16 protein-coding genes are annotated in these 19,774 nt (G+C 50.4%); 13 read left to right on the top strand and 3 right to left on the bottom strand.

What is annotated here, in order from left to right:
* Window positions 1–196: 196 nt before the first annotated feature.
* From porK to porN, 4 genes are all read left to right on the top strand, one after another.
* A complete protein-coding gene (gene porK / locus B051_RS0100330; protein WP_026236099.1) occupies window positions 197–1,216 on the top strand; it encodes a T9SS ring complex lipoprotein PorK/GldK in 1,020 nt (339 codons plus the stop codon).
* Between the two features lie 77 nt (window positions 1,217–1,293).
* Entirely contained in the window at window positions 1,294–2,091 is a 798-nt protein-coding gene (gene porL / locus B051_RS0100325) for a type IX secretion system motor protein PorL/GldL (protein WP_018476170.1), read from the top strand.
* Between the two features lie 52 nt (window positions 2,092–2,143).
* The gene (gene porM, locus B051_RS0100320) at window positions 2,144–3,739 is read left to right on the top strand and encodes a type IX secretion system motor protein PorM/GldM (RefSeq protein WP_018476169.1); all 1,596 of its coding nucleotides are present in this window, start codon (window positions 2,144–2,146) and stop codon (window positions 3,737–3,739) included.
* 25 nt (window positions 3,740–3,764) lie between these two features.
* The gene (gene porN, locus B051_RS0100315) at window positions 3,765–4,622 is read left to right on the top strand and encodes a type IX secretion system ring subunit PorN/GldN (protein ID WP_018476168.1); all 858 of its coding nucleotides are present in this window, start codon (window positions 3,765–3,767) and stop codon (window positions 4,620–4,622) included.
* 86 nt (window positions 4,623–4,708) lie between these two features.
* Here the strand turns inward: porN and uvrC are convergent, their stop codons facing one another.
* Genes uvrC through porW form a run of 3 tightly spaced genes read right to left on the bottom strand, consistent with a single transcriptional unit; the run spans window position 4,709 to window position 11,716 of the window.
* Window positions 4,709–6,520, bottom strand: a complete 1,812-nt coding sequence (uvrC, locus tag B051_RS0100310; RefSeq protein WP_018476167.1) for an excinuclease ABC subunit UvrC — start codon at window positions 6,518–6,520, stop codon at window positions 4,709–4,711.
* 11 nt (window positions 6,521–6,531) lie between these two features.
* On the bottom strand, window positions 6,532–8,838 hold the full coding sequence (locus B051_RS0100305; protein WP_018476166.1) for a penicillin-binding protein 1A: 2,307 nt from the start codon (window positions 8,836–8,838) through the stop codon (window positions 6,532–6,534).
* A 1-nt stretch (window position 8,839) separates the two neighbouring features.
* A complete protein-coding gene (gene porW / locus B051_RS0100300) occupies window positions 8,840–11,716 on the bottom strand; it encodes a type IX secretion system periplasmic lipoprotein PorW/SprE (protein ID WP_018476165.1) in 2,877 nt (958 codons plus the stop codon).
* 358 nt (window positions 11,717–12,074) lie between these two features.
* Between porW and B051_RS0100295 the strand changes: the two genes are divergently transcribed.
* The 9 genes from B051_RS0100295 to pafA all read left to right on the top strand — a co-directional run bounded on the left by B051_RS0100295 (window position 12,075) and on the right by pafA (window position 19,734).
* Window positions 12,075–12,308 (top strand): AtpZ/AtpI family protein, encoded by a 234-nt coding sequence (locus B051_RS0100295; protein ID WP_033316658.1) that lies wholly within the window; start codon window positions 12,075–12,077, stop codon window positions 12,306–12,308.
* A gap of 3 nt (window positions 12,309–12,311) precedes the next feature.
* A complete protein-coding gene (locus B051_RS0100290) occupies window positions 12,312–12,701 on the top strand; it encodes a hypothetical protein (RefSeq protein WP_018476163.1) in 390 nt (129 codons plus the stop codon).
* A gap of 38 nt (window positions 12,702–12,739) precedes the next feature.
* A complete protein-coding gene (gene atpB / locus B051_RS0100285; protein ID WP_018476162.1) occupies window positions 12,740–13,774 on the top strand; it encodes a F0F1 ATP synthase subunit A in 1,035 nt (344 codons plus the stop codon).
* A gap of 38 nt (window positions 13,775–13,812) precedes the next feature.
* Complete coding sequence (gene atpE / locus B051_RS0100280; protein WP_007653345.1) at window positions 13,813–14,076, top strand: ATP synthase F0 subunit C; 264 nt, start codon at window positions 13,813–13,815, stop codon at window positions 14,074–14,076.
* A 137-nt stretch (window positions 14,077–14,213) separates the two neighbouring features.
* A complete protein-coding gene (locus B051_RS0100275) occupies window positions 14,214–14,708 on the top strand; it encodes a F0F1 ATP synthase subunit B (RefSeq protein WP_018476161.1) in 495 nt (164 codons plus the stop codon).
* Between the two features lie 57 nt (window positions 14,709–14,765).
* Window positions 14,766–15,323: an ATP synthase F1 subunit delta gene (atpH, locus tag B051_RS0100270; RefSeq protein WP_018476160.1), complete on the top strand. Its 558-nt coding sequence runs from the start codon at window positions 14,766–14,768 to the stop codon at window positions 15,321–15,323.
* A 2-nt stretch (window positions 15,324–15,325) separates the two neighbouring features.
* Complete coding sequence (atpA, locus tag B051_RS0100265; RefSeq protein WP_018476159.1) at window positions 15,326–16,906, top strand: F0F1 ATP synthase subunit alpha; 1,581 nt, start codon at window positions 15,326–15,328, stop codon at window positions 16,904–16,906.
* Window positions 16,907–16,976: 70 nt separating this feature from the next.
* The gene (gene atpG / locus B051_RS0100260) at window positions 16,977–17,864 is read left to right on the top strand and encodes an ATP synthase F1 subunit gamma (RefSeq protein WP_026236097.1); all 888 of its coding nucleotides are present in this window, start codon (window positions 16,977–16,979) and stop codon (window positions 17,862–17,864) included.
* Between the two features lie 166 nt (window positions 17,865–18,030).
* Window positions 18,031–19,734 carry an alkaline phosphatase PafA gene (pafA, locus tag B051_RS0100255; protein ID WP_051080628.1) on the top strand — a complete coding sequence of 568 codons (1,704 nt, stop codon included), beginning with the start codon at window positions 18,031–18,033 and terminating at the stop codon, window positions 19,732–19,734.
* Window positions 19,735–19,774: the final 40 nt, after the last annotated feature.

The following is a 19,774-nucleotide window of genomic DNA, read 5'->3' as shown; positions in this document are numbered from 1 at the left end:
TGTATTCTTGAAAAAATACACTCTAATTTTTTGACCCCGCAGGTATAATATTCCTTGTATTGTACCGTTGGAAAATTATAAATTGGTGTCTTATTTGATAGTTTTTGTTTTATTTCGAAAACTCGATATATTTGCTACACCAGTCAAAGTGTGCTAAAAAACATTGCTAAAAAATTTACTTTTTCCTAAAGTCATCATGAACAAACTATTAAAGCTGTCTTCCTTCGCTTTGGCGGTGGTACTGCTTGCGAGCTGTGGGTTGAAAAGAGGACCGCAAGGTGATCTAGTCGGCTCTGAAGATCGTCCAGACTACAATCCACAAGCTGTTCCCTACGGTATGGTCATCTGTCCTGGTGGAACATTCCACATGGGTCAGGCAGATCAGGACATAGCAGCCACTATGGCCAACCTGAACAAGCAGGTGACAATAGGCGGCTTCTATATGGATGAAACTGAGATTACGAACAATGAATACCGTCAGTTCATCGAGGTAATGGTGAACGACTCCATTGACGTGCTCGGAGAGGACTTCGTGATGACGGAGCTATACCCGGATACAACAGTATGGGTACGCGACTTCACATACCACATGGGCGATCCGCTGATGGAGTATTACTTCTCCCACCCAGCGTTTGACGAATACCCGGTGGTGGGTGTCGATTGGTTCGCGGCCAAGTATTTCAGCGACTGGCGCACCAAGCACAAGAACCAGGCGAACGCTGATAACGGTATGGCGCCAATGCCAATGTTCCGCCTGCCGTCTGAGGCTGAGTGGGAATATGCCGCAAGAGGCGGTCGCGATATGTCTGTATACCCTTGGGGTGGCCCATACCTGCGCAACGCCAAAGGCTGTCTGTTAGCTAACTTCAAGCCAGGCCGTGGTGACTACTACAGCGATGGCTTTACTTACACGGCTCCTGTAGCCCAGTTCTTCCCGAACGACTTTGGCCTGTATGACATGGCTGGTAACGTGGCGGAGTGGACAGAGGATGCCTATGCCGACGCTACCGTTCCGATTACCTGGGACTTGAACCCAGTATATTATGATGACAATGAGCCTCGCAAGGTTGTAAGAGGCGGTTCCTGGAAGGACATCGCGTACTTCCTGGAGACTGGCACACGTAACTTCGAATATCAGGACTCAGCCCGCTCTTATGTTGGTTTCCGTAATGCCATGATTTACCTTGGCCGTTCATCCGGAAGAGAGTTCAGATAGTCCAAAGAAGTCAACACTAATTCAAAACACACAATTTTAAAAAACCCAATCGTTCACATTTAATTTTTGAAAACAAAATGAGCAAAGCTAGAGGTCGCAGTTTCTTGTACGACGTGTTGATGCCAAAAATCTATGGCATAGGTGCTGCAGTCGTTATTATTGGAGCGTTGTTTAAAATCATGCACTGGGAGGGAGCAAACTGGATGCTTATCATCGGTTTGGGAACAGAAGCTGTTATCTTCTTCCTGAGCGCGTTCCAGCCACAGCCACACGATCCGGATTGGGCAAGAGTTTACCCACAGTTAGCCGATGATTATGTGGGCGAAGGCCTCGTTCCTGCCACTGCCACTGGTGGTACGTCCGTTACGAAGAAACTGGATGATATGCTGCGTGACGCGGACATCACTCCTGAGACCATAAACACACTAGGCATTGGCCTGAACAGACTGAGCGAAACCACTGCTCAAATGGCTGACCTGAGCCAGGCAACTGCCGCTACAAACGACTATAACGTACGCGTAAGAGCAGCCGGCGATCAGCTAGAGAAGATTACACAAGCCTACTCTACAACAGCGGATGCACTTGCCCAAATGGCAGGCTCAACTGTTGATGCGCAGGAATACCACCAGCAAGTACAGAGCATGACCAGAAACCTGGGAGCACTGAACGCTGTGTATGAAATGGAGCTTCAGGATGCCAACAACCACCTGAAAGCGATGAACAAGTTCTATGGTAACCTGAGCATGGCAATGGAGAACCTGACCGATGCCAGCAAGGACACAGAGCAGTTCAAGCACGAAGTTTCTAAGCTGACGCATAACCTACACTCACTGAACACAGTGTATGGTAACATGCTGACAGCCATGAAAGGCTAGTTCCGACGCATTTTATAAATCAACAAGAAAACAACAGTAATCTAAGTATAAAATGGCTGGAGTTAAAGAGACACCTCGGCAGAAGATGATCGGTATGATGTACCTGGTACTGACCGCACTTCTTGCCCTACAAGTGAGCTCCGCAATCCTGTTAAAGTTTCAGTTTCTCGACGAAAGTCTAAAAGAAGTAAACGATAAAACAATAACAGATAATGCCGGAGTAGTATCCAACATTAAGTCGAAGGTCAGCGAAGGCGGTAATAGAGATAAAGATAAAACCGTATTATCTGACGCTGAGGCAGTAAGACAGCAAACTTCAGAGCTGGTAAATTATATCCGTGGCCTTCGCACTATGCTGGTTGAAAAATCAGGTGGCTTGAATGAGGAAGGCCACTATGCAAACCCAAGTGCAGAGGATATAGTAGCCATCAACATGATAGGTGCAGCCAACGAGAAAAACGGGGCGGCCTATGAACTGAAGCAGAAGCTGAACGACTACGCTAAATTCATGCGTAAGTACAACGAGGGCATGCCGGAGAGCCTGGCCAGAGATGGCAAGGAAGACCCAGTGGCGAGCAAAGACCGCGACCAGCGCAACAAAGACTTCGCTCAACTGAACTTTGAGGCTACCCCTATGGTAGCTGCATTGGCCACTCTTTCTCAGAAAGAAGCAGAAGTATTGAAGTACGAAGCTGATGCGCTACAGAACCTGGCTCAAAAAGTAGGTGCTGACATCATCAAGTTCGAGAAAATCTTCGCAATGGCGCGTGCTGAGTCCAAGACAGTAGCAGCTGGTACCAAGTACAAAGCTGAGATGTTCATTGCGGCTTCATCTGATGCGATTACACCAACTATGACGTTCCAGGGTAAGCCGGTGAACGTAGTGAATGGCAAAGGTATGATTGAGTTCACTGCTGCTGCCTCAAACTACGACGCAGACGGTAACTCAAAGCAGACTTGGAAAGGTGAGGTAATCATCGACAAGAACGGTGAGCAGGAAAGACTCCCTATCGTAGAAGAGTACATTGTAGCTAAGCCGGTAATCCAAGTACAATCTGCTTCGGTTCAAGCACTTTATTTCCAGTGCGCAAATGAGCTGAACGTACAGGTTCCTGCGTTGGGTGCTGTATACGATCCTAGCTTCTCAGCTAATGGTGGTTCTGCCATCAAGGGTTCTAAGAAAGGACAGGTAACTATCATCCCTACTTCAACTGAAGTGAAACTGAACGTGAGCAGCGGCGGCAACGCCATTGGTTCAGAGACATTCAAAGTTCGTCCTATCCCAAGACCATCACTGGTTACTTTGGTGAACGGTAGAGCAGTTGACCAGAAGAGAGGTATACCTGCCCAGTCTATTAGAGCGGTAGAGATTCAGGCAGTAGCGGACGAAGGATTTAAGCAATTTTTGCCTCAGGAAGCTCGTTATAGGGTAACCAAGTGGAGAGCGTTCCTAGTTAGAGGTTCGCAGCCAGTAGACCAGGCAGAATTCAACGGACCATCTGGTGACTTGAGCAGATTCGCTGCGAAAGCAGGCAAAGGCGACCGAGTAACCATTGAAGTGATGGAAGTGAAACGCCTGAACTACCAAGGTAACCCTGTTGCAGCCAATGCATCTGGTGACGGTATCTTCACTATACCGCTTAACTAAACAAGATTAGAAGCTTACAAGGAGTATGAAAGTTATAAAAGCAATAGGTGTAGCAGCTGGTATCATGCTCTCTTTCGGAGCAATGGCACAGCAAGTGTCTACCACGCAGTCAAGCAATCCATCAGCAAGACCTATTCCGGAGTCAGATGTTCTGTTCAAGAAGACCGTGTGGCGTAAGATAGATTTGCGTGAAAAGCAAAACCGCCCCATGTTCTCGGAAAACAGAGAAATCACGAAGATTATCATCAACGCTGTGAAAAGCGGCGAGTTGGTAGCCTACAAGACTGACTCTGTAAATGTGCCGATGACAACGCAGGAATTCCTGGAAAACATGACGCAGAAAGACACTGGCGGCGGTTTGACTGAGGAAGAGATAGCGGCTGGTTTCGGTAAGGACGAGGAAGAAGAGGATGCTTGGGGCGAGGCACTTGGAAGCCAAGCAACGGCTGACGCTGCTCCTGTAAGCAATGAATACTTCGCAAAACAGCTGTACCTGCTGGAGATGAAGGAGAACGTGGTGTTTGATAAAAAGCGTTCACGCATGTACCACGACATCCAGACTATCAGCATCAAGGTGCCTTCTACCCTCAATGCCCTGGGTTTTGAGTCGAATGTAGGAAGCTTTAAGATGAGTGACCTGGTACGCGTATTCAGAAACAATCCTGAACTGGCCATCTGGTACAACGCACAGAACGATGCACAGCACAAGAACCTAGCTGACGCATTTGACTTGTGGTTGTTCAGCTCTTACATCACCAAGATATCAAACCCAGGCGATAGAGCATTGGGAGACATCTACGGCGGTGGCAAGAAAGGACTGCTTGCTGCTCAGGACGCGCTTGAGGCACTGATTGAGTACGAATACAGCCTGTGGAGCTACTAAGCACAAATGCTAAAAATGAAAAAAGGAGACTCGAAAGAGTCTCCTTTTTTTGTGCCTATACCTACAGTAGTTGATAGGAACTGCCGCTAAGAATTATCAAGATGGAAATAATCGAAGAGGATGGAAGCTTTACGCTTCCCTACTTCAGAGATAAGCTCCTCTAGAGAAAGTTCTTTTAACTTCTTAACTGACCTATATTTTTTCAACAGAGCATCAGCGGTAGAGGGGCCTATACCTTTTACATCTGTGAGTTCTGTCTTCAGGGTGCCGGCGTCGCGTTTGGAGCGATGGAACGTGATGGCAAACCGGTGTGCCTCATTCCGAATACGTTGGATGAGCATCAACGATTCTGACTTCTTATCGATGTAGAGTGGCAGTGTGTCACCCGGATAGAAAATCTCCTCCAGGCGCTTGGCTATACCTACAATGGCTACTTTACCCCAAATATTCAAGTCTTTAAGTGCCTGCACCGCAAAACTCAACTGGCCCTTTCCACCGTCAATCACTATGAGCTGAGGCAGCGACTGGTTCTCATCCAGGAGGCGTCTATACCTGCGCGTTACCACCTCGTACATTGACTCAAAATCATTGGGTCCAACGACAGACTTGATGTGGTAGTGTCGATAGTCTTTCTTGCTGGGCTTGCCGTTCTTGAAGCAGACCATAGAAGCAACAGGGTTGTCGCCCTGGAAGTTAGAGTTGTCAAAGCACTCAATGTGGCGTGGCAGCTCCGTCAGGCGAAGGTCTTTCTTCAACGTTTCCAGCACACGGAGTTCGCGCTGCTCCGTCAGGCTCTTGTTTTGCTCCTGCCGCCCTTCCCGCTCTTTGCGCAGGTATAGCGCATTCTTCAACGAGAGGTTGAGCAGCTTGCGCTTATCGCCAATCTGGGGCTGCGTGACAGTGATGTTATCCAGAGGAAGCGCTAATTCAATATTCGTGATGATTTCGCGGGAGGTACTCTCAAACTCATGGCGCAGCTGGACGATAACCGTAGCCAAAAGCTCTTCATCTGTCTCATCCAGCTTCTTCTGCAATTCCAGTGACTGGGTCTGTATGATAGACCCGTTCATAACCTTCAAGTAGTTCACGAAAGCGCACTTCTCGTTCGAGGAGATAGTGAACACATCGATGTTGGTGAGGGTGTTACTTACCACAGTCGACTTAGCCTGGAAATCATCGAGCATATCCAGTTTCTGCTTGTACTGGTGCGCCACCTCAAACTGATACTCCTCAGCCGCCGCCGCCATACGCTCTTTGAAGTAGTTCTTCGCGATAGACAAATTGCCGGAAAGGATGCTCCTGATTTGGGAGATATAGTGGTTGTAGGTAGCCTCATTCACCAAATCCTCACAGGGGCCTTTGCAGTTGCCAATGTGGTACTCCAGGCATACCTTGAACTTACCAGCGGCTATGTTCTCAGGAGATAAGTTGTAGGTGCAGGTACGCAGCGGGTATAGCGTCCGGATGAGGTCCAGGATGACGTGCATGGCCGTACCGCTTGGGTATGGACCGAAGTAGCGGGAGCCGTCATTGATTTTATTGCGAGTGCTAATGACACGCGGGAAACGCTCGTTGACAATACAGATGTAGGGGTACGTCTTGCCGTCCTTCAACAGGATGTTATACTTAGGCTGGTACTGCTTGATGAGGTTGTTCTCCAGCAGGAAAGCGTCCGCCTCCGTGTCTACGATGGTAAACTCGATGTCCTGTATCTGGGAGATGAGCTTGAGCGTTTTCTTGTTATGCTGAGCAGAGCGATTGAAATAGGAACTGACGCGCTTCCTGATGTCAATCGCTTTGCCAACATAGATGATTCCCTTGCCATCAAAGAATTTATAGATGCCCGGCTTATGCGGCAGGTGCGCTATTTTGTCCTTCAGCTTTTCGGTTACAGCCATTATACCTCCTGTTAGAAAGCATCCAGGTCAATCTCAGTGGGCAATTGATAGAACTCATCCTGCTGGGCAGAGTCCACCTGAATGCCACCGTTGTACTTGGAGCAATCTAATTCTACCGATAAAGGCACAGAAGGTTTAGGGAAAGGGTCTTTCGATACATCCAACGATTTATCAGCGTATACCTTCTTCATGAAACTACCATAGATAGGCATGGCCAGTTTGTTACCCTGACCCAGCGCAATGGTTCGGAAGTGAATAGAGCGGTCGTCACCACCCACCCAAGCACCAGCCACCAAATCAGGAGTAATGCCCATGAACCAGGCATCGGAGTAATTCTGGGTCGTTCCGGTTTTACCGCCAATCTCATTTTTGAGGCCGTTACGGTGACGTAGCCCATAGTAGGCCGTTCCGCCGGGCTCGGCTGCAGCTTTGAGCATGTGCACCATCATGTAAGCCGTCTCTTCGCTCAGAGCCTCGACTGAACGAGGTACAAAATCAGCCAGCACGTTGCCATGCTTGTCTTCGATACGGGTGATAAAATTCGGCTCCGTCCAAGTACCATTGTTTACGTAGGTGCCATACGCACCCACCATATCGTACAGCGTCACATCATTCACTCCCAAGGCCAGAGAAGGATTCGCTTCCAGCGGAGTCGTAATGCCCATGCGTTTCGCAGTCTTCACCAATGTCTCGGCTCCTAACTTGTTGACCAGGAAGGCAGAGATGGAGTTGACAGACTCAGCAAGGGCCTTACGCAGCGTGAATTTCTCGCCAGAGAACTTGTTGTCAGCGTTGTTCGGGCACCACATGGTACCGTCTGGCAGCGGTATGCATACCTGTGTGTCTATGACCTCGTAGCAGGGGTAGTAGCCATTTTCGATAGCGGCTGTGTACAGGAACGGCTTGAAAACAGAACCCGGCTGACGGGCGCCTTGCTTCACGTGGTCGTACTTGAAGTGCTTGTAGTTGATGCCACCCACCCAGGCTTTGATGTGGCCCGTCTGCGGCTCCATGGCCATGAAACCAGTCTGCAGGAAGTGCTTGTAATGCTTCAGCGAATCCATTGGGCTCATCACCACTTCTTTCTCCCCGTCCCAGGTGAAAATGGTCATCGGGGTTTTCTTGTTCAGGTAGTAGTTAATGGAATCCTGATTGCCGTCAAAGCGCTCGTTTAGTCTGCGGTAGCGGTCAGTGCGTTTGATAGCCGAAGTCAGGTAATTCGGGATTTCCTTGCCTTGGCGGTCAATCCAGGGGTTACGGCCTTTCCAGTGGGAGAAGAACTCCTTTTGGCGGTCCTTCATGTGCTCCTCCACGGCCTGCTCGGCGTAGCGCTGCATACGTGAGTCAATGGTGGTATAGATTTTCAGACCATCGGCGTAGAGGTCGTAGCCATTCTCGCGGCACCACTTGAGCAGGAACTTGCTGGCCTCAGTACGGAAATAAGGAGCTAAACCAATGTTCTGGTTTTCGACGCGGTAATCGAGTTTGATATCGGTTTCTTTCAGTTTCTCATACTCCTCGGCTGGCAGGAAACCATACTTCACCATCTGTGACATCACCACGTTGCGGCGGCGCTTTGAGTTCTCCGGATTGAACTTGGGGCTATAGAAGTTCGGGTTTTTGAACAGACCAACCAGCACAGCCGACTCCTGCACTTCCAAATCCTGTGGGTTCTTGTTGAAAAACGTTTTGGAGGCGGACTGGATACCAAAGGCGTTGCTTCCAAACTCGAAAATGTTCAGGTACATGACCATGATTTCCTGCTTGGTATAGGACTGCTCCAGCTTCACGGCCATAATCCACTCTTTAGTTTTGTGGATGAGGGTGCGAAGTCCAGGGGTATGGTTGAGCAGGCCGTTGTTGAGCTCTTCACCGCGCGTCTTGAAGAGGTTCTTGGCCAGCTGCTGCGTGATGGTACTGCCCCCGCCCTTGGAGGTGCCTATCATCAAAGAGCCGACAACACGTCCCATGGCCTCGGGGTCTATACCTGAGTGCTCTTCATACCGGATATCTTCTGTTGCCACAAGGGCATCCACAAAGTTTTGGGGCAGGTCCTCAAAGTCTATTGGGGTACGGTTCTCGCGGAAGTACTTGCCGAGTAGGGCATTGTCAGCGGAGTAAAGCTCAGAAGACAGGGCGCTTTTAGGGTTCTCGAGCGTACGCATGTTAGGCAGCTCCCCAAACAGGTTCAGGAAGTTGATGCTGACCGCATAGATGTACAGAATTAAGGTAACGATGCCGCCCAGGAACAGCAGCCACAGACCAGTGATAACCCTTGGGTAAACTTTGTTGGATTTTTGACGTGTCGTCGTAGTCATGTTAATTGTTGGTTCTGAAGTAATTCAGATAAGCTTCTAAATCTTTCTTCTGCAGCAACTTCTGGAAGTTGGCAGATGAGATGACAAAGGTAGTGAATTCTACGCCTCTGATTTTACCTATCGGCGATTGCGGGCCTTTTTGTTTGATGTTGAATGACTGGGCCGATTTCAGGTCAGGGAACGGGCGCGCAAGCAGCATTACCTGCCCTGCTTCATAAGGCTGTGTCTCCATCTGCAGCCCCAGATTCTTGAAATAGGTGTTGTTATACTTGCTATACCTAGCCTCTACCTCTTTGAAAGAAGCATGCCCTTCGGGGTAAACCAACACAAAATAATAAGCGGTATCCGATTCACTGGTATAAGCCAGCGGGTCTGCAGGAGGCACGGCCGCTGTTAACGTATCGGCAGGAAGAGCAGGGCTGGCTGTTGTGGTATCAGGCACCCCGGGCCTTGTGGCAGGCTGGCTGTTGGCAGTTGCCAGTGTCGTGTCCGGGACCTGGGCTACAGGCGGTGTGTCCGTCTCGGCGGTTGCAGGACGTTTAACTTGGTTCGTTCCTCTGGCGGTGGCTAGCGCTACCCGCGTACTGACTTTCTGCTCCGGCGTTCTGGTATCATTTGTCTTGGAAGTGCTGGCAGTAGCGGGCTGTGGAGCCTCCTTTCGGAGTAGCTGTTTCTCCTCAAGGGTAGTGTAGTTTGCCAGCAGCTGTTCTGCTCGTGGCAGCAGCGGGCTAGCCGGATACTTCGCCTTGAAAGCAAGCAACTGTTCCCGCAGCAGCGCAGGCTTCTCCGTACGGGCCGTTATCATCACGCGCAGGAAAGCCACTTTGTCCTGTATGTCGTGCCTTGGGTATTGGCTGTTGAGGTCAGTCAGCAACGTAGCGGCCTGTGCATACTCGCCCTGCTCATACACGGTGAAGGCAGAGTCGTAGAGGGTGTGCGCCTTCACGTTCTCCAGTGCGTTCTTGCTCAGGAAAGTGGGGTCATCTACCAGCATGGCGTAGGTAGTGCCAGGAAACTGCTGCTTTATCTTATCATAGTAGACGTTTTTGCGTTCGTCACCCGTCCTGCCATAGATAAGGTATAGACTGTAATAGGCTTCGGGAGCATATTCTGTATGCAGGAAGCGCTGGAGCAGTTGTTCATACTGGGCAATGGCCTTCTCGGGGTCGTTCAGCTTCTGGGCATATATGTTGGCCAGACGGAACATCGCGTCCTCTACCATCTTCTCAGATTGCTGTATGGCCAGCGTCGTGGAAGGTATGTTCTGCAGGTAGGTCTGCACCTGCGACTGCAGGCGCGCCTGTATGGTTTCCTCTGTTTCGGCTGCAGCTTCGGCCGGCTGCTCCAGCGCTACGGCCTCTTCTTGTCCAGTCGTCTCGCCCCTGCTGCGCAAACGCCAATTGTCCTGCAGCGGCCGGTCTCCCCAGCGGCGCACAAACTCAGAGCGGGCGGTGGCCATGGCCGCTGGATTATCAAAGTAGAAGATGCCCGTGTTGCTGCCGTTCTCAGGTATAGCGGTGTTGTTTCGGTTGGCTAGGGTGGTAGTGTTCTGTTGCCGCTCCTCGCGACGGCTTGTCTTCTGCTGCTCCTGCTGCCGCGCCAGTTCCTGCTGCCGCAGTTCCTCCTCGCGCTGCACCAGGCTCTCTACAAAGGCCAGGCGCTCGGCCTCGCTCATCTGGGCCAGGCGCTGCAGACTGTCCTCTGTTTGTATGGTCAGGTGCTGCTTGGCAAAGTCAGCCAATACATCCCGGCGTTCTGCCAGTGCCTCATATTCAGGCGCCTGCTGCGGGTATACCTGCACGGCGCTGTCGTAGTAGGCTTGCGCCAAATCGTATTTGTTCAGGTTCTCGAAATAGATTCGCCCCGCCTCCAGGTAGGTATAGGCTTTCTGGTTGGGAAGGGAGCCTTGGTTTTTGATGGACTCGTTCAGGTACTCCAGCGCCTTGTCGTAGTTCTGCTGTCGTCGCTCGAACACCGCCATCTCGTAATAGATTTTGTCTCTGTACTCGGTGTTCTTCTCGTCCTTCAGCATTTTCTGGTAATAGCCGGCAATGCGGTCAAGGTCCTGTGCATCTGACAGCTCAGACACCTGCCCCAGGTATAGCCGGCTGAAGAAGCCTAGGTCATAGGGCGGGTTGCGGCGCAGCAGGCGGGTGTACTGCTTGTAGGCCTCCTGGTTCTGACCCTGCTCCTGGTAGAGGCGCGCCAGCGAGAAACGTACCCGCGACTGGTCATCCTTCTTCTCAAAGTTAGGCAGCGATAAGGCCAGGTTCTCCACCATACCGGTCGTGTCGTTCTGCAGCAGGTGGAACTGGGCGCGTGCCAGGTATAGCTCCCGGGCATTATCTTTGTTCAGGCGCTCCTTTCGCAGGAACTCCGATACCTGCTGGGCATTGTCCATCTCCCCCATCTGCATGAACGAGCGCATGAGCCATACCAGCGCCTCATGCTGCACGTGGCGGTCTTTGCCCACGGAGTTCACGTACTTGAATGTTTTGGCCGCATCGGGGAAGTTAAGCTCATAGAAGCGTACCTTGCCGATGAGCAGGTAGCTGTCGTCCACCCACTTGCTGTTCTGGTGGTACTGTATCGGGAAAGAGGCCTTCTTGACTACATCCTCCAAATCGGCTGCATGTGCCTTATAAGTAGTGGAGTCAAGGGGCGGGAAGATGGGGAGTATCCGGTTGTAATCGTATACCGTCTGGTCCTGTATGCTTTTCTCTATGGCGTTGAGCTTCTCCTTGGCCAGGAAATAGCCATTGTAGCGGGCCGTGGTGTTATGGTAGGCCTTGCTCAACGGGTTGTTGCGCTCAGCAGAGCAGCCCGCCAGCAGCAGTCCGGCCAGCACCAGGAGTATGTGAAACGATTGTTTGCTCAAAATATCAGATAATGTGCAGCGTGTGTGTCGGCAGCAGGTTACCAGCCATAGTATTCTATATAACGCCTTCGGTATACGCTTCAGTATTTAGGTATAATCGCGCTTAGGCTGGCCAGAGCAGTTATGCCTCGTACAAAAATACAATAATATGTCAATAATAGAAGAGGCTCCAGATAAAGGCGTATGCTGTGCGCAGAGGCCTGCTATTGAACTATAGAAAAGTTGAAATGGTTTCAGGCGAAGCGTTGCCGGCACACTGGGGAACAGAAGCGGCAGAAATAACAGCTAATTCAGGAGAGGGTGCTGATAACACCATAAAAATGAGTACTTTTGCAGGCCATTGATAAACGTGGAGCATATGCCAGAGCCAGAAGAGCAGAAACCCAAGCGGGAAGATTCCTTTAAGCCCTACTTGAAGTACTCGGGCCTGGCTTTCCAAATGATTGGCGCGCTGGTGCTGGCCGCCTGGGCAGGCATGAAGCTGGACGAGGCGATGGGGAACGAAAACCCCTGGATGACCATACTGTTGCTGGTGGTGGCAGTGGTGGCTTCCATGGTGCTGGTCGTGGTATCTTTAAACAAAAAACAGTAACGAGTGAATTTCATCAGAAACCTATTGATTTTGACAGGCGTGGCGGCCATTGTAATCGGCCTGCTTGCCCATTTCACCGGCAGTGCCCTGTTGCATCCGTTCATCTGGTTCATCCTGGGCTTCTTTGTGGTGATTACGGGTGCCACCTTTTATATAGCGCGCCTGGGTATCAGCTATGACAGCGACAATTTCCAGTTATACTACTTTGGTTCGATGGGCTTCCGGATGATACTGAGCATCGCGGTGATAGTCGTCTACATCTTCCTGTTTCCGGAGAATCAGTTGCAGTTCGTCTTCAATTTCTTTGCGTTATATTTTCTATTTACCGGGTTTGAAATCTACAGCTTATTGGCTAACTTGCGCCCGCATTTGAAAAAGCACAACGAAGTATAGCTTTACTATTTATAAAGGTTGCTTCTAAATCTCTCTTAATGAAGAAGTTATTTATTTTACTGTTTTCCTTCCTGACGATTTCCGCCCATGCGGAGGCTGCAGCGGAAGGCGGCGAGTTCAAGCCAGGCGACATGATTACGCATCACATCGCTGATGATTACAGCTGGCATTTCGCTGATGGTGCAACGCTTTATCTGCCAGTAATCCTGATAGATAACGGCCAACTGAATGTTTTTTCATCCAGCAACTTCTACAACGAGAACCACGAGCTCGTGCCTTACAACGGCTTTGTGCTGGACCACGGGCATATTTACCGTGCCGATGCCTCAGGTGAGCCGGCAGCTGACCAAGCTGGCCTGTTGGATTTCTCTATAACTAAGAACGTGGCCTCTCTCTTCCTTAGTGTGGCGCTGTTGTTTTTGGTGTTCCTTACCATCGCCTCCAGCTATAAGAAGAACCACGGCAAGGCACCTAGAGGTATACAGTCCTTCTTTGAGCCCATCATCATATTTGTCCGCGACGAAATCGCGAAGGCCAACATTGGTCCTAAGTATGAGCGCTACATGCCATACCTGCTCACCATCTTCTTCTTCATCTGGTTCAACAACCTGCTCGGTTTGATGCCAGGTGGTGCTAACCTGACAGGCAATATCGCGGTGACGCTGGTGCTGGCCACTATGACCTTGCTTATCACCGTGTTCAGTGGCAATAAGAGCTACTGGAAGCACATTTTTGCTACGCCTGGTGTGCCGGTATGGCTGGCTCCTATCATGATTCCGGTAGAATTGATTGGTATCATCACCAAGCCGTTCTCCCTGATGGTTCGACTTTTCGCCAACATCACGGCGGGTCACATCATCATCTTGTCCCTGTTCAGCTTGATTTTCATTTTCCAGAGCATCGCAGTGGGTCCATTGAGCGTGGCGTTCGCCACCTTCATGTTCTTCCTAGAACTGTTCGTGGCGCTGCTGCAGGCTTATATCTTCACGCTGCTTTCAGCAATGTACTTCGGTGGCGCAGTAGAGGAGCATGACCACGTAGGAGACCACGGCCACGGAGACGGAGCGCATTAATCAGAATTCCTTTTTTTTAACTATATATAACTATAATTATGTTAGCAATTTTGCTTCAAGCAGTAGCAGCGACAACCGACTTCGGTCTAGCTATCATGGGTGCCGGTATCGGTGCTGGTCTGGTTGCCCTGGGCGCTGGTTTGGGTATCGGTAGAATCGGTGGCTCTGCCATGGAATCTATCGCACGTCAGCCTGAGGCTGGTGGTAAAATCCAGACTGCCATGATTATCGCAGCTGCCCTTATCGAAGGTGTTGCACTCTTCGGTGTGGTTGTTTGCTTGCTAATCTCTTTCAAAGGCTAATCCAGCTTTTGATTAATCTCTCGTCCGGACGCATGGTCCGGACGGAGAGATTAAACCCATAGTTAAATAGTTAAAGCACAACTGGCAGCAATGCCGGTACTAGTAAAAAAAGAACCTAATATTCAAATTCATACAAAATGGAATTAGTAACCCCAGGTGTAGGTTTAATTTTCTGGCAGACGGTGACCTTTATCATCGTGCTGTTCCTGCTCTCCAAATTCGCTTGGAAGCCTATCATGAGTGCGTTGAGTGAGCGTGAGGCATCAATCGAAAAAGCACTGAGCGCTGCCGAGAAGGCGAAGCTTGAAATGCAGGGTTTGAAAGCAGAAAATGAGAAGCTGCTAGCAGAAGCTCGCATGGAGCGCGACAAAATCTTGAAGGAGGCTTCTGATGCAGGCAACGCCATGATTGAAAGTGCTAGAAACAAGGCCAATGAAGAAGGGGGCCGTATGATAGCACAGGCGCGTGAGGCGATTGAGAATGAGAAGCGTGCTGCCATCACAGAAGTGAAAAACATGGCTGCCGCCCTTTCAGTTGATATTGCAGAGCGCATCCTGAGAAAAGAACTGAGCAATCCGCAGGCGCAGCAGGAGCTGGCACAGGATTATATCAGAGAAGTAACGCTTAACTAATTAGTAAACATAGCTGGTGCTGCCCATAGGGTGGTGTCCTGATTATATAAAAGCAAAATGTCAGAAATTAGAGTTGCTTCCAGATACGCAAAGTCACTGATTGAACTGGCGCAGGAGAAAGGGGTGTTGGAGCAGGTGAATGAGGATATGAAGCTCTTCACGAAGGTAGCCTCCCAAAATAGGGACCTGCACCTGCTGCTGCGTAACCCGATAGTGAAGTCAGATAAGAAGATGGCTGTGCTCAACGCAGTGTTCAAGGGCAAGATGAATGACCTGACGCTGGCCTTTTTCAATATCGTAGCACGCAAGAACCGTGAGTCGTTGCTGGAGTTCATCGCAACAGAATTCAAGTCGCAGTACAATGTGTACAAAGGCATCAAAGAAGCCAGTGTGACCACTGCCGTTCCGCTTACGCCGGCCCTGCGCAACGAACTGGGACAGCGCCTGGCCGTTCAGACAGGACACTCCATTGAACTAGAAGAGAAAATTGACCCGTCACTTATAGGAGGCTTTGTGCTCCGTGTTGGCGATCAGCAGATAGACAGCTCTGTGAAGTACAACCTGAACAAGCTGAGAAATAAATTTAAAGACAACCCCTATATCAATAAATTATAATCATGGCAGAAGTAAGACCTGACGAAGTATCAGCCATACTAAGAGAGCAGCTATCAAACTTCCGTTCTGAGGCAGAACTGGAAGAAGTTGGTACAGTGCTGCAAGTGGGTGACGGTGTTGCGCGTATCTATGGCCTCTCCAAAGCACAATCCGGTGAGCTGTTAGAGTTTGAAAACGGACTTCAGGCGCTTGTGCTGAACCTGGAAGAAGACAACGTAGGTGCCGTAATGCTCGGTGACTACAGCGAAATCAAAGAAGGAGCCACTGTAAGAAGAACCAACCGCATCGCCTCTGTACGAGTAGGTGACGGCATCATTGGACGTGTGGTGAACACACTGGGTCAACCAATAGACGGTAGAGGCCCTATCGCTGGAGAGCTGTACGAAATGCCGCTGGAGCGTAAAGCGCCAGGTGTGGTATTCCGCCAGCCGGTAAACGAGCCAATGCAGACAGGTATCAAGGCTATTGACTCCATGATTCCAATAGGCCGTGGCCAGCGTGAACTTATCATCGGTGACCGTCAGACAGGTAAGTCTGCCGTTGCGATTGATACAATCCTGAACCAGCGTGAGTTCTTCGAAAAAGGACAGCCTGTGTTCTGTATATATGTTGCCGTTGGACAGAAAGCATCAACTGTAGCGCAGGTGGTAAAAGCCCTGACGGAAGGTGGTGCGATGGATTACACAGTAGTAGTTGCGGCTTCTGCTTCTGATCCGGCTCCAATGCAGTTCTTTGCGCCATTCACAGGTGCTGCTATCGGTGAGTTCTTCCGTGATACCGGACGTCCTGCACTGGTGGTTTACGATGACCTTTCCAAGCAAGCGGTAGCTTACCGTGAGGTGTCTCTTCTGCTAAGAAGACCTCCAGGGCGTGAAGCATATCCTGGTGACGTATTCTACCTCCACTCCCGTCTGTTAGAGCGTGCTGCGAAAATCAACGCATCTGATGTGATTGCCAGCAACATGAACGACCTGCCAGAGTCCATCCGTCACTTAGTGCGTGGTGGTGGTTCTTTGACGGCGCTTCCAATTATTGAGACACAAGCTGGTGACGTTTCGGCGTATATCCCAACCAACGTAATCTCTATTACAGACGGCCAGATATTCCTGGAGACGAACCTCTTCAACTCAGGTATACGCCCGGCAATTAACGTGGGTATATCAGTATCGCGTGTGGGTGGTAACGCTCAGATTAAAGCGATGAAGAAAGTATCTGGTACGTTGAAGCTGGATCAGGCGCAGTTCCGTGAACTGGAAGCGTTTGCCAAGTTCGGTTCTGACCTGGATGCTGCTACCAAGCTGACGATTGAGCGTGGTCGCCGTAACTTGGAAATCCTGAAGCAGCCGCAGTTCTCTCCGGTGTCAGTAGCAGAGCAGGTAGCCATCATTTACTGCGCTACAAACGGTCTGCTGGACAACGTGCCTGTGAACGAAGTAAGAGCCTTCGAAAAAGACTTCCTGCGTACCATGCGTGCTCAGCACCAGGACACCCTGAATGCGCTGCTGGCTGGTAAACTGGACGACGAGACGACAGGTGTGATTAAGCAGGTAGCCAGAGAGCTTTCTGCTAGATACAAGAAGTAATATTTAGTTATGAGTTAGAGGTTGCAGGAACATCATCCGCAGCCTCTGACTTTATGCTCATAAACAGAATATGGCAAGTTTAAAAGAGGTTAGAAGCCGCATCACATCGGTATCGTCGACACAGCAGATTACCAAAGCTATGAAAATGGTGGCGGCTGCCAAGCTAAGACGTGCTCAGGACAGCATCCTGCGCATGCGCCCTTACGCACAGCGCTTAGGCGGAATACTGACGAACCTGTCTTCGCTGACTGAAGGCTCTGTGACGAACGTTTACTCAGAGAAGCGCGAAGCCAACAGAGTGCTCGTTATTGTGGTGACTTCTGACCGTGGTTTAGCTGGTGCTTTTAACTCTAACATCATCAAAGCCGCTGTCACACTGGCCAACACCAGGTATAGCAGCCAGATGCAGGCAGGCAACGTTACGTTCCTGACCATCGGCCGCAAAGGCAACGAGGCACTCACGAAGAGAGGCTATAAAGTGATAGGCGACTTCACTGGTACTTTCCTCAACCTGTCGTTTGACACGGTGCGTGCGGCAGCTGAACGAGCCATGGCCGGTTTCGTGGCGGGAGAGTTTGACCAGGTAGACCTTATATACAACGAGTTCAAAAACGTGGCTACTCAGATTGTGCGTACGGAGCAGTTCCTTCCAATTGAAGAGAAGCCTGTAGAGGAGACAGCATCTGCGGTTATACCAGACTATACCTTTGAACCGTCTAAAGAGCAAATCATTGAAGAGCTTATACCTAAGTCGCTGAAGATACAGGTATACAAGGCGGTACTCGAGTCAAATGCCTCGGAGCACGGTGCCCGTATGACGGCGATGGATAAGGCGACAGAAAACGCAGGTGAGCTTCTGAAAGAACTGAAACTGACCTACAACAGAACCAGGCAGGCTGCCATTACGAAAGAGATTCTCGAGATTGTGGGTGGCGCCGAAGCTCTGGCTTCAAAATAAGAAGAAAGACTATCATAAATAAAAGCAACGCCCATCAATCCGGTGGGCGTTCTTTTTTGGCACAAACCCCTGATGTTATCCTACTGTTAAATCACGGTAAAAGCTGCGGCATCAGACAGAGCAAGTGGAGTAAGCAGCTTATCTTTGGGGAAACGAGCAAAAGAACATGAGCAACCGAATAATAGCTGGAGCAAGGTCACTTTTGGCCATAGCCATCTTGTTTGTCGTGCAGGCCTGTGTCAGCACAAACAGCACCACTACGGTACAGAAGAGTGAGCAACAGGCTATTCCAGGCGTGGCTTCCAGACCAAAGCTAGTGGTAGGCATAGTGGTAGACCAGATGCGCTATGACTTCCTGTACCGATACTGGGACAAGTATGGCGAGGGCGGCATCAAAAAGTTGGTGACGCAAGGGTTCAATTTCAAGAACAACCATTATAGCTACGTGCCTACCTATACCGGTCCTGGCCATGCCTCGGTGTATACCGGAAGTGTTCCAGCTCTCAATGGCATTATTGGCAACTCCTGGTACGACAGAACCACAGGTTCTACGGTTTACTGCGTAGAGGACAAAACCGTGAAAACGGTAGGCAGTACTTCTGATGCGGGGCTGATGTCGCCGAAGAACCTGCTGACCACTACGATTACTGATGAGCTGCGCCTTTCCAACAACATGCAATCCAAGGTAATCGGCATTGCCCTTAAAGACAGAGGAGCGATACTTCCGGCTGGCCACACCGCCAACGGCGCCTACTGGTTTGACTCCCCATCGGGCAACTGGATTACGAGCACGTTCTACAGCAACGAGCTGCCAAAGTGGGTGCAGGAATTCAATGGACAGAAGCACCCAGACAGGCTGATGAGCGAGGTATGGAACACGCTGTTGCCTATTGAGCAATACACGGAGAGCACAGCCGATGACATGCCCTGGGAGCAGACGCTAAAAGGAGAGGAGCGCCCTGTGTTCCCGCACAACATACCTGCCCTCAAAGGAAAAGACTACGAACTGATTCGCTCTATACCTGCAGGCAACACCATCACGAAAGACTTCGCACTAGCGGCACTACGTGGTGAGAAACTGGGTAAGGGCGATTATACCGATTTTCTGGCTTTGAGCTTCTCTACACCGGACTACACGGGGCATTCCTTTGGGCCAAATTCAATTGAGGTGCAGGACGTATACCTGCGACTGGACAAGGAACTGGAGGAGCTGATAAATGTACTGGAGAAAGAGATAGGCAAAGACAATGTGCTGATTTTCCTTACGGCAGACCATGGCGCAGCCCATGTGCCGGCATACCTGAAGTCTTTGAAACTGCCGGCCGGCGTCGCAAAATCAGGCGTGGTGCGTGATTCAGTGGAGCAGTACCTGGACAAAACATACGGCAATGGCAACTGGGTGGAGCGCTACACCAACCAGCAGGTATACCTGAACCGTAATCAGATTGAGGCTAAGAAAATTGACAGGATAGAGGTACAGGAGAAGGTCGCCAACTATGTGTTGCGCTTCGAAGGCGTGGCCAGAGCCATCACAGCAGATGCCATTCAGCGTGTAGGCTGGACAGGCGGCCTGATGTCGCGATTGGAAAGCGGCTATAACGCGCAACGCTCCGGCGACGTAATTGTGGTGCTGCAGCCCGGCTGGTTTGAAGGCTACGGCAGCGGAGAGCCCAAAGGAACCACCCACGGCTCTTACAGCAATTATGACACGCATGTACCGCTGGTATGGTATGGCTGGCAGGTGAAGCCGGGCGAGAGCTCGGTGGAGACGGCGGTAGCCGATATAGCGCCTACCATCGCCTCCTGGCTCTACATACAGGAGCCAAACGGCAGCGTGGGAAGACCCCTGCAGGAATTGATGAAAAAATAAGTTTACGTGTCGGACCGCATTGGCCGGCACCTGTTTAAGT

The sequence above is a fragment of the Pontibacter roseus DSM 17521 genome (assembly GCF_000373265.1).
GTDB classification, from domain to species: Bacteria; Bacteroidota; Bacteroidia; order Cytophagales; family Hymenobacteraceae; genus Pontibacter; species Pontibacter roseus.
Note: the sequence above shows the minus strand (reverse complement) of the source record. Positions and strands in the feature narration are given on the sequence as shown.

Bases quoted from the DNA above. Each gene is read 5' to 3' on its own strand.
- porK (WP_026236099.1), top strand. From the start codon at position 197: ATGAACAAACTATTAAAGCTGTCTTCCTTCGCTTTGGCGGTGGTACTG.
- porL (WP_018476170.1), top strand. From the start codon at position 1,294: ATGAGCAAAGCTAGAGGTCGCAGTTTCTTGTACGACGTGTTGATGCCA.
- porM (WP_018476169.1), top strand. From the start codon at position 2,144: ATGGCTGGAGTTAAAGAGACACCTCGGCAGAAGATGATCGGTATGATG.
- porN (WP_018476168.1), top strand. From the start codon at position 3,765: ATGAAAGTTATAAAAGCAATAGGTGTAGCAGCTGGTATCATGCTCTCT.
- uvrC (WP_018476167.1), bottom strand. From the start codon at position 6,520: ATGGCTGTAACCGAAAAGCTGAAGGACAAAATAGCGCACCTGCCGCAT.
- B051_RS0100305 (WP_018476166.1), bottom strand. From the start codon at position 8,838: ATGACTACGACGACACGTCAAAAATCCAACAAAGTTTACCCAAGGGTT.
- B051_RS0100295 (WP_033316658.1), top strand. From the start codon at position 12,075: ATGCCAGAGCCAGAAGAGCAGAAACCCAAGCGGGAAGATTCCTTTAAG.
- atpB (WP_018476162.1), top strand. From the start codon at position 12,740: ATGAAGAAGTTATTTATTTTACTGTTTTCCTTCCTGACGATTTCCGCC.
- atpE (WP_007653345.1), top strand. From the start codon at position 13,813: ATGTTAGCAATTTTGCTTCAAGCAGTAGCAGCGACAACCGACTTCGGT.
- B051_RS0100275 (WP_018476161.1), top strand. From the start codon at position 14,214: ATGGAATTAGTAACCCCAGGTGTAGGTTTAATTTTCTGGCAGACGGTG.
- atpH (WP_018476160.1), top strand. From the start codon at position 14,766: ATGTCAGAAATTAGAGTTGCTTCCAGATACGCAAAGTCACTGATTGAA.
- atpA (WP_018476159.1), top strand. From the start codon at position 15,326: ATGGCAGAAGTAAGACCTGACGAAGTATCAGCCATACTAAGAGAGCAG.
- atpG (WP_026236097.1), top strand. From the start codon at position 16,977: ATGGCAAGTTTAAAAGAGGTTAGAAGCCGCATCACATCGGTATCGTCG.
- pafA (WP_051080628.1), top strand. From the start codon at position 18,031: ATGAGCAACCGAATAATAGCTGGAGCAAGGTCACTTTTGGCCATAGCC.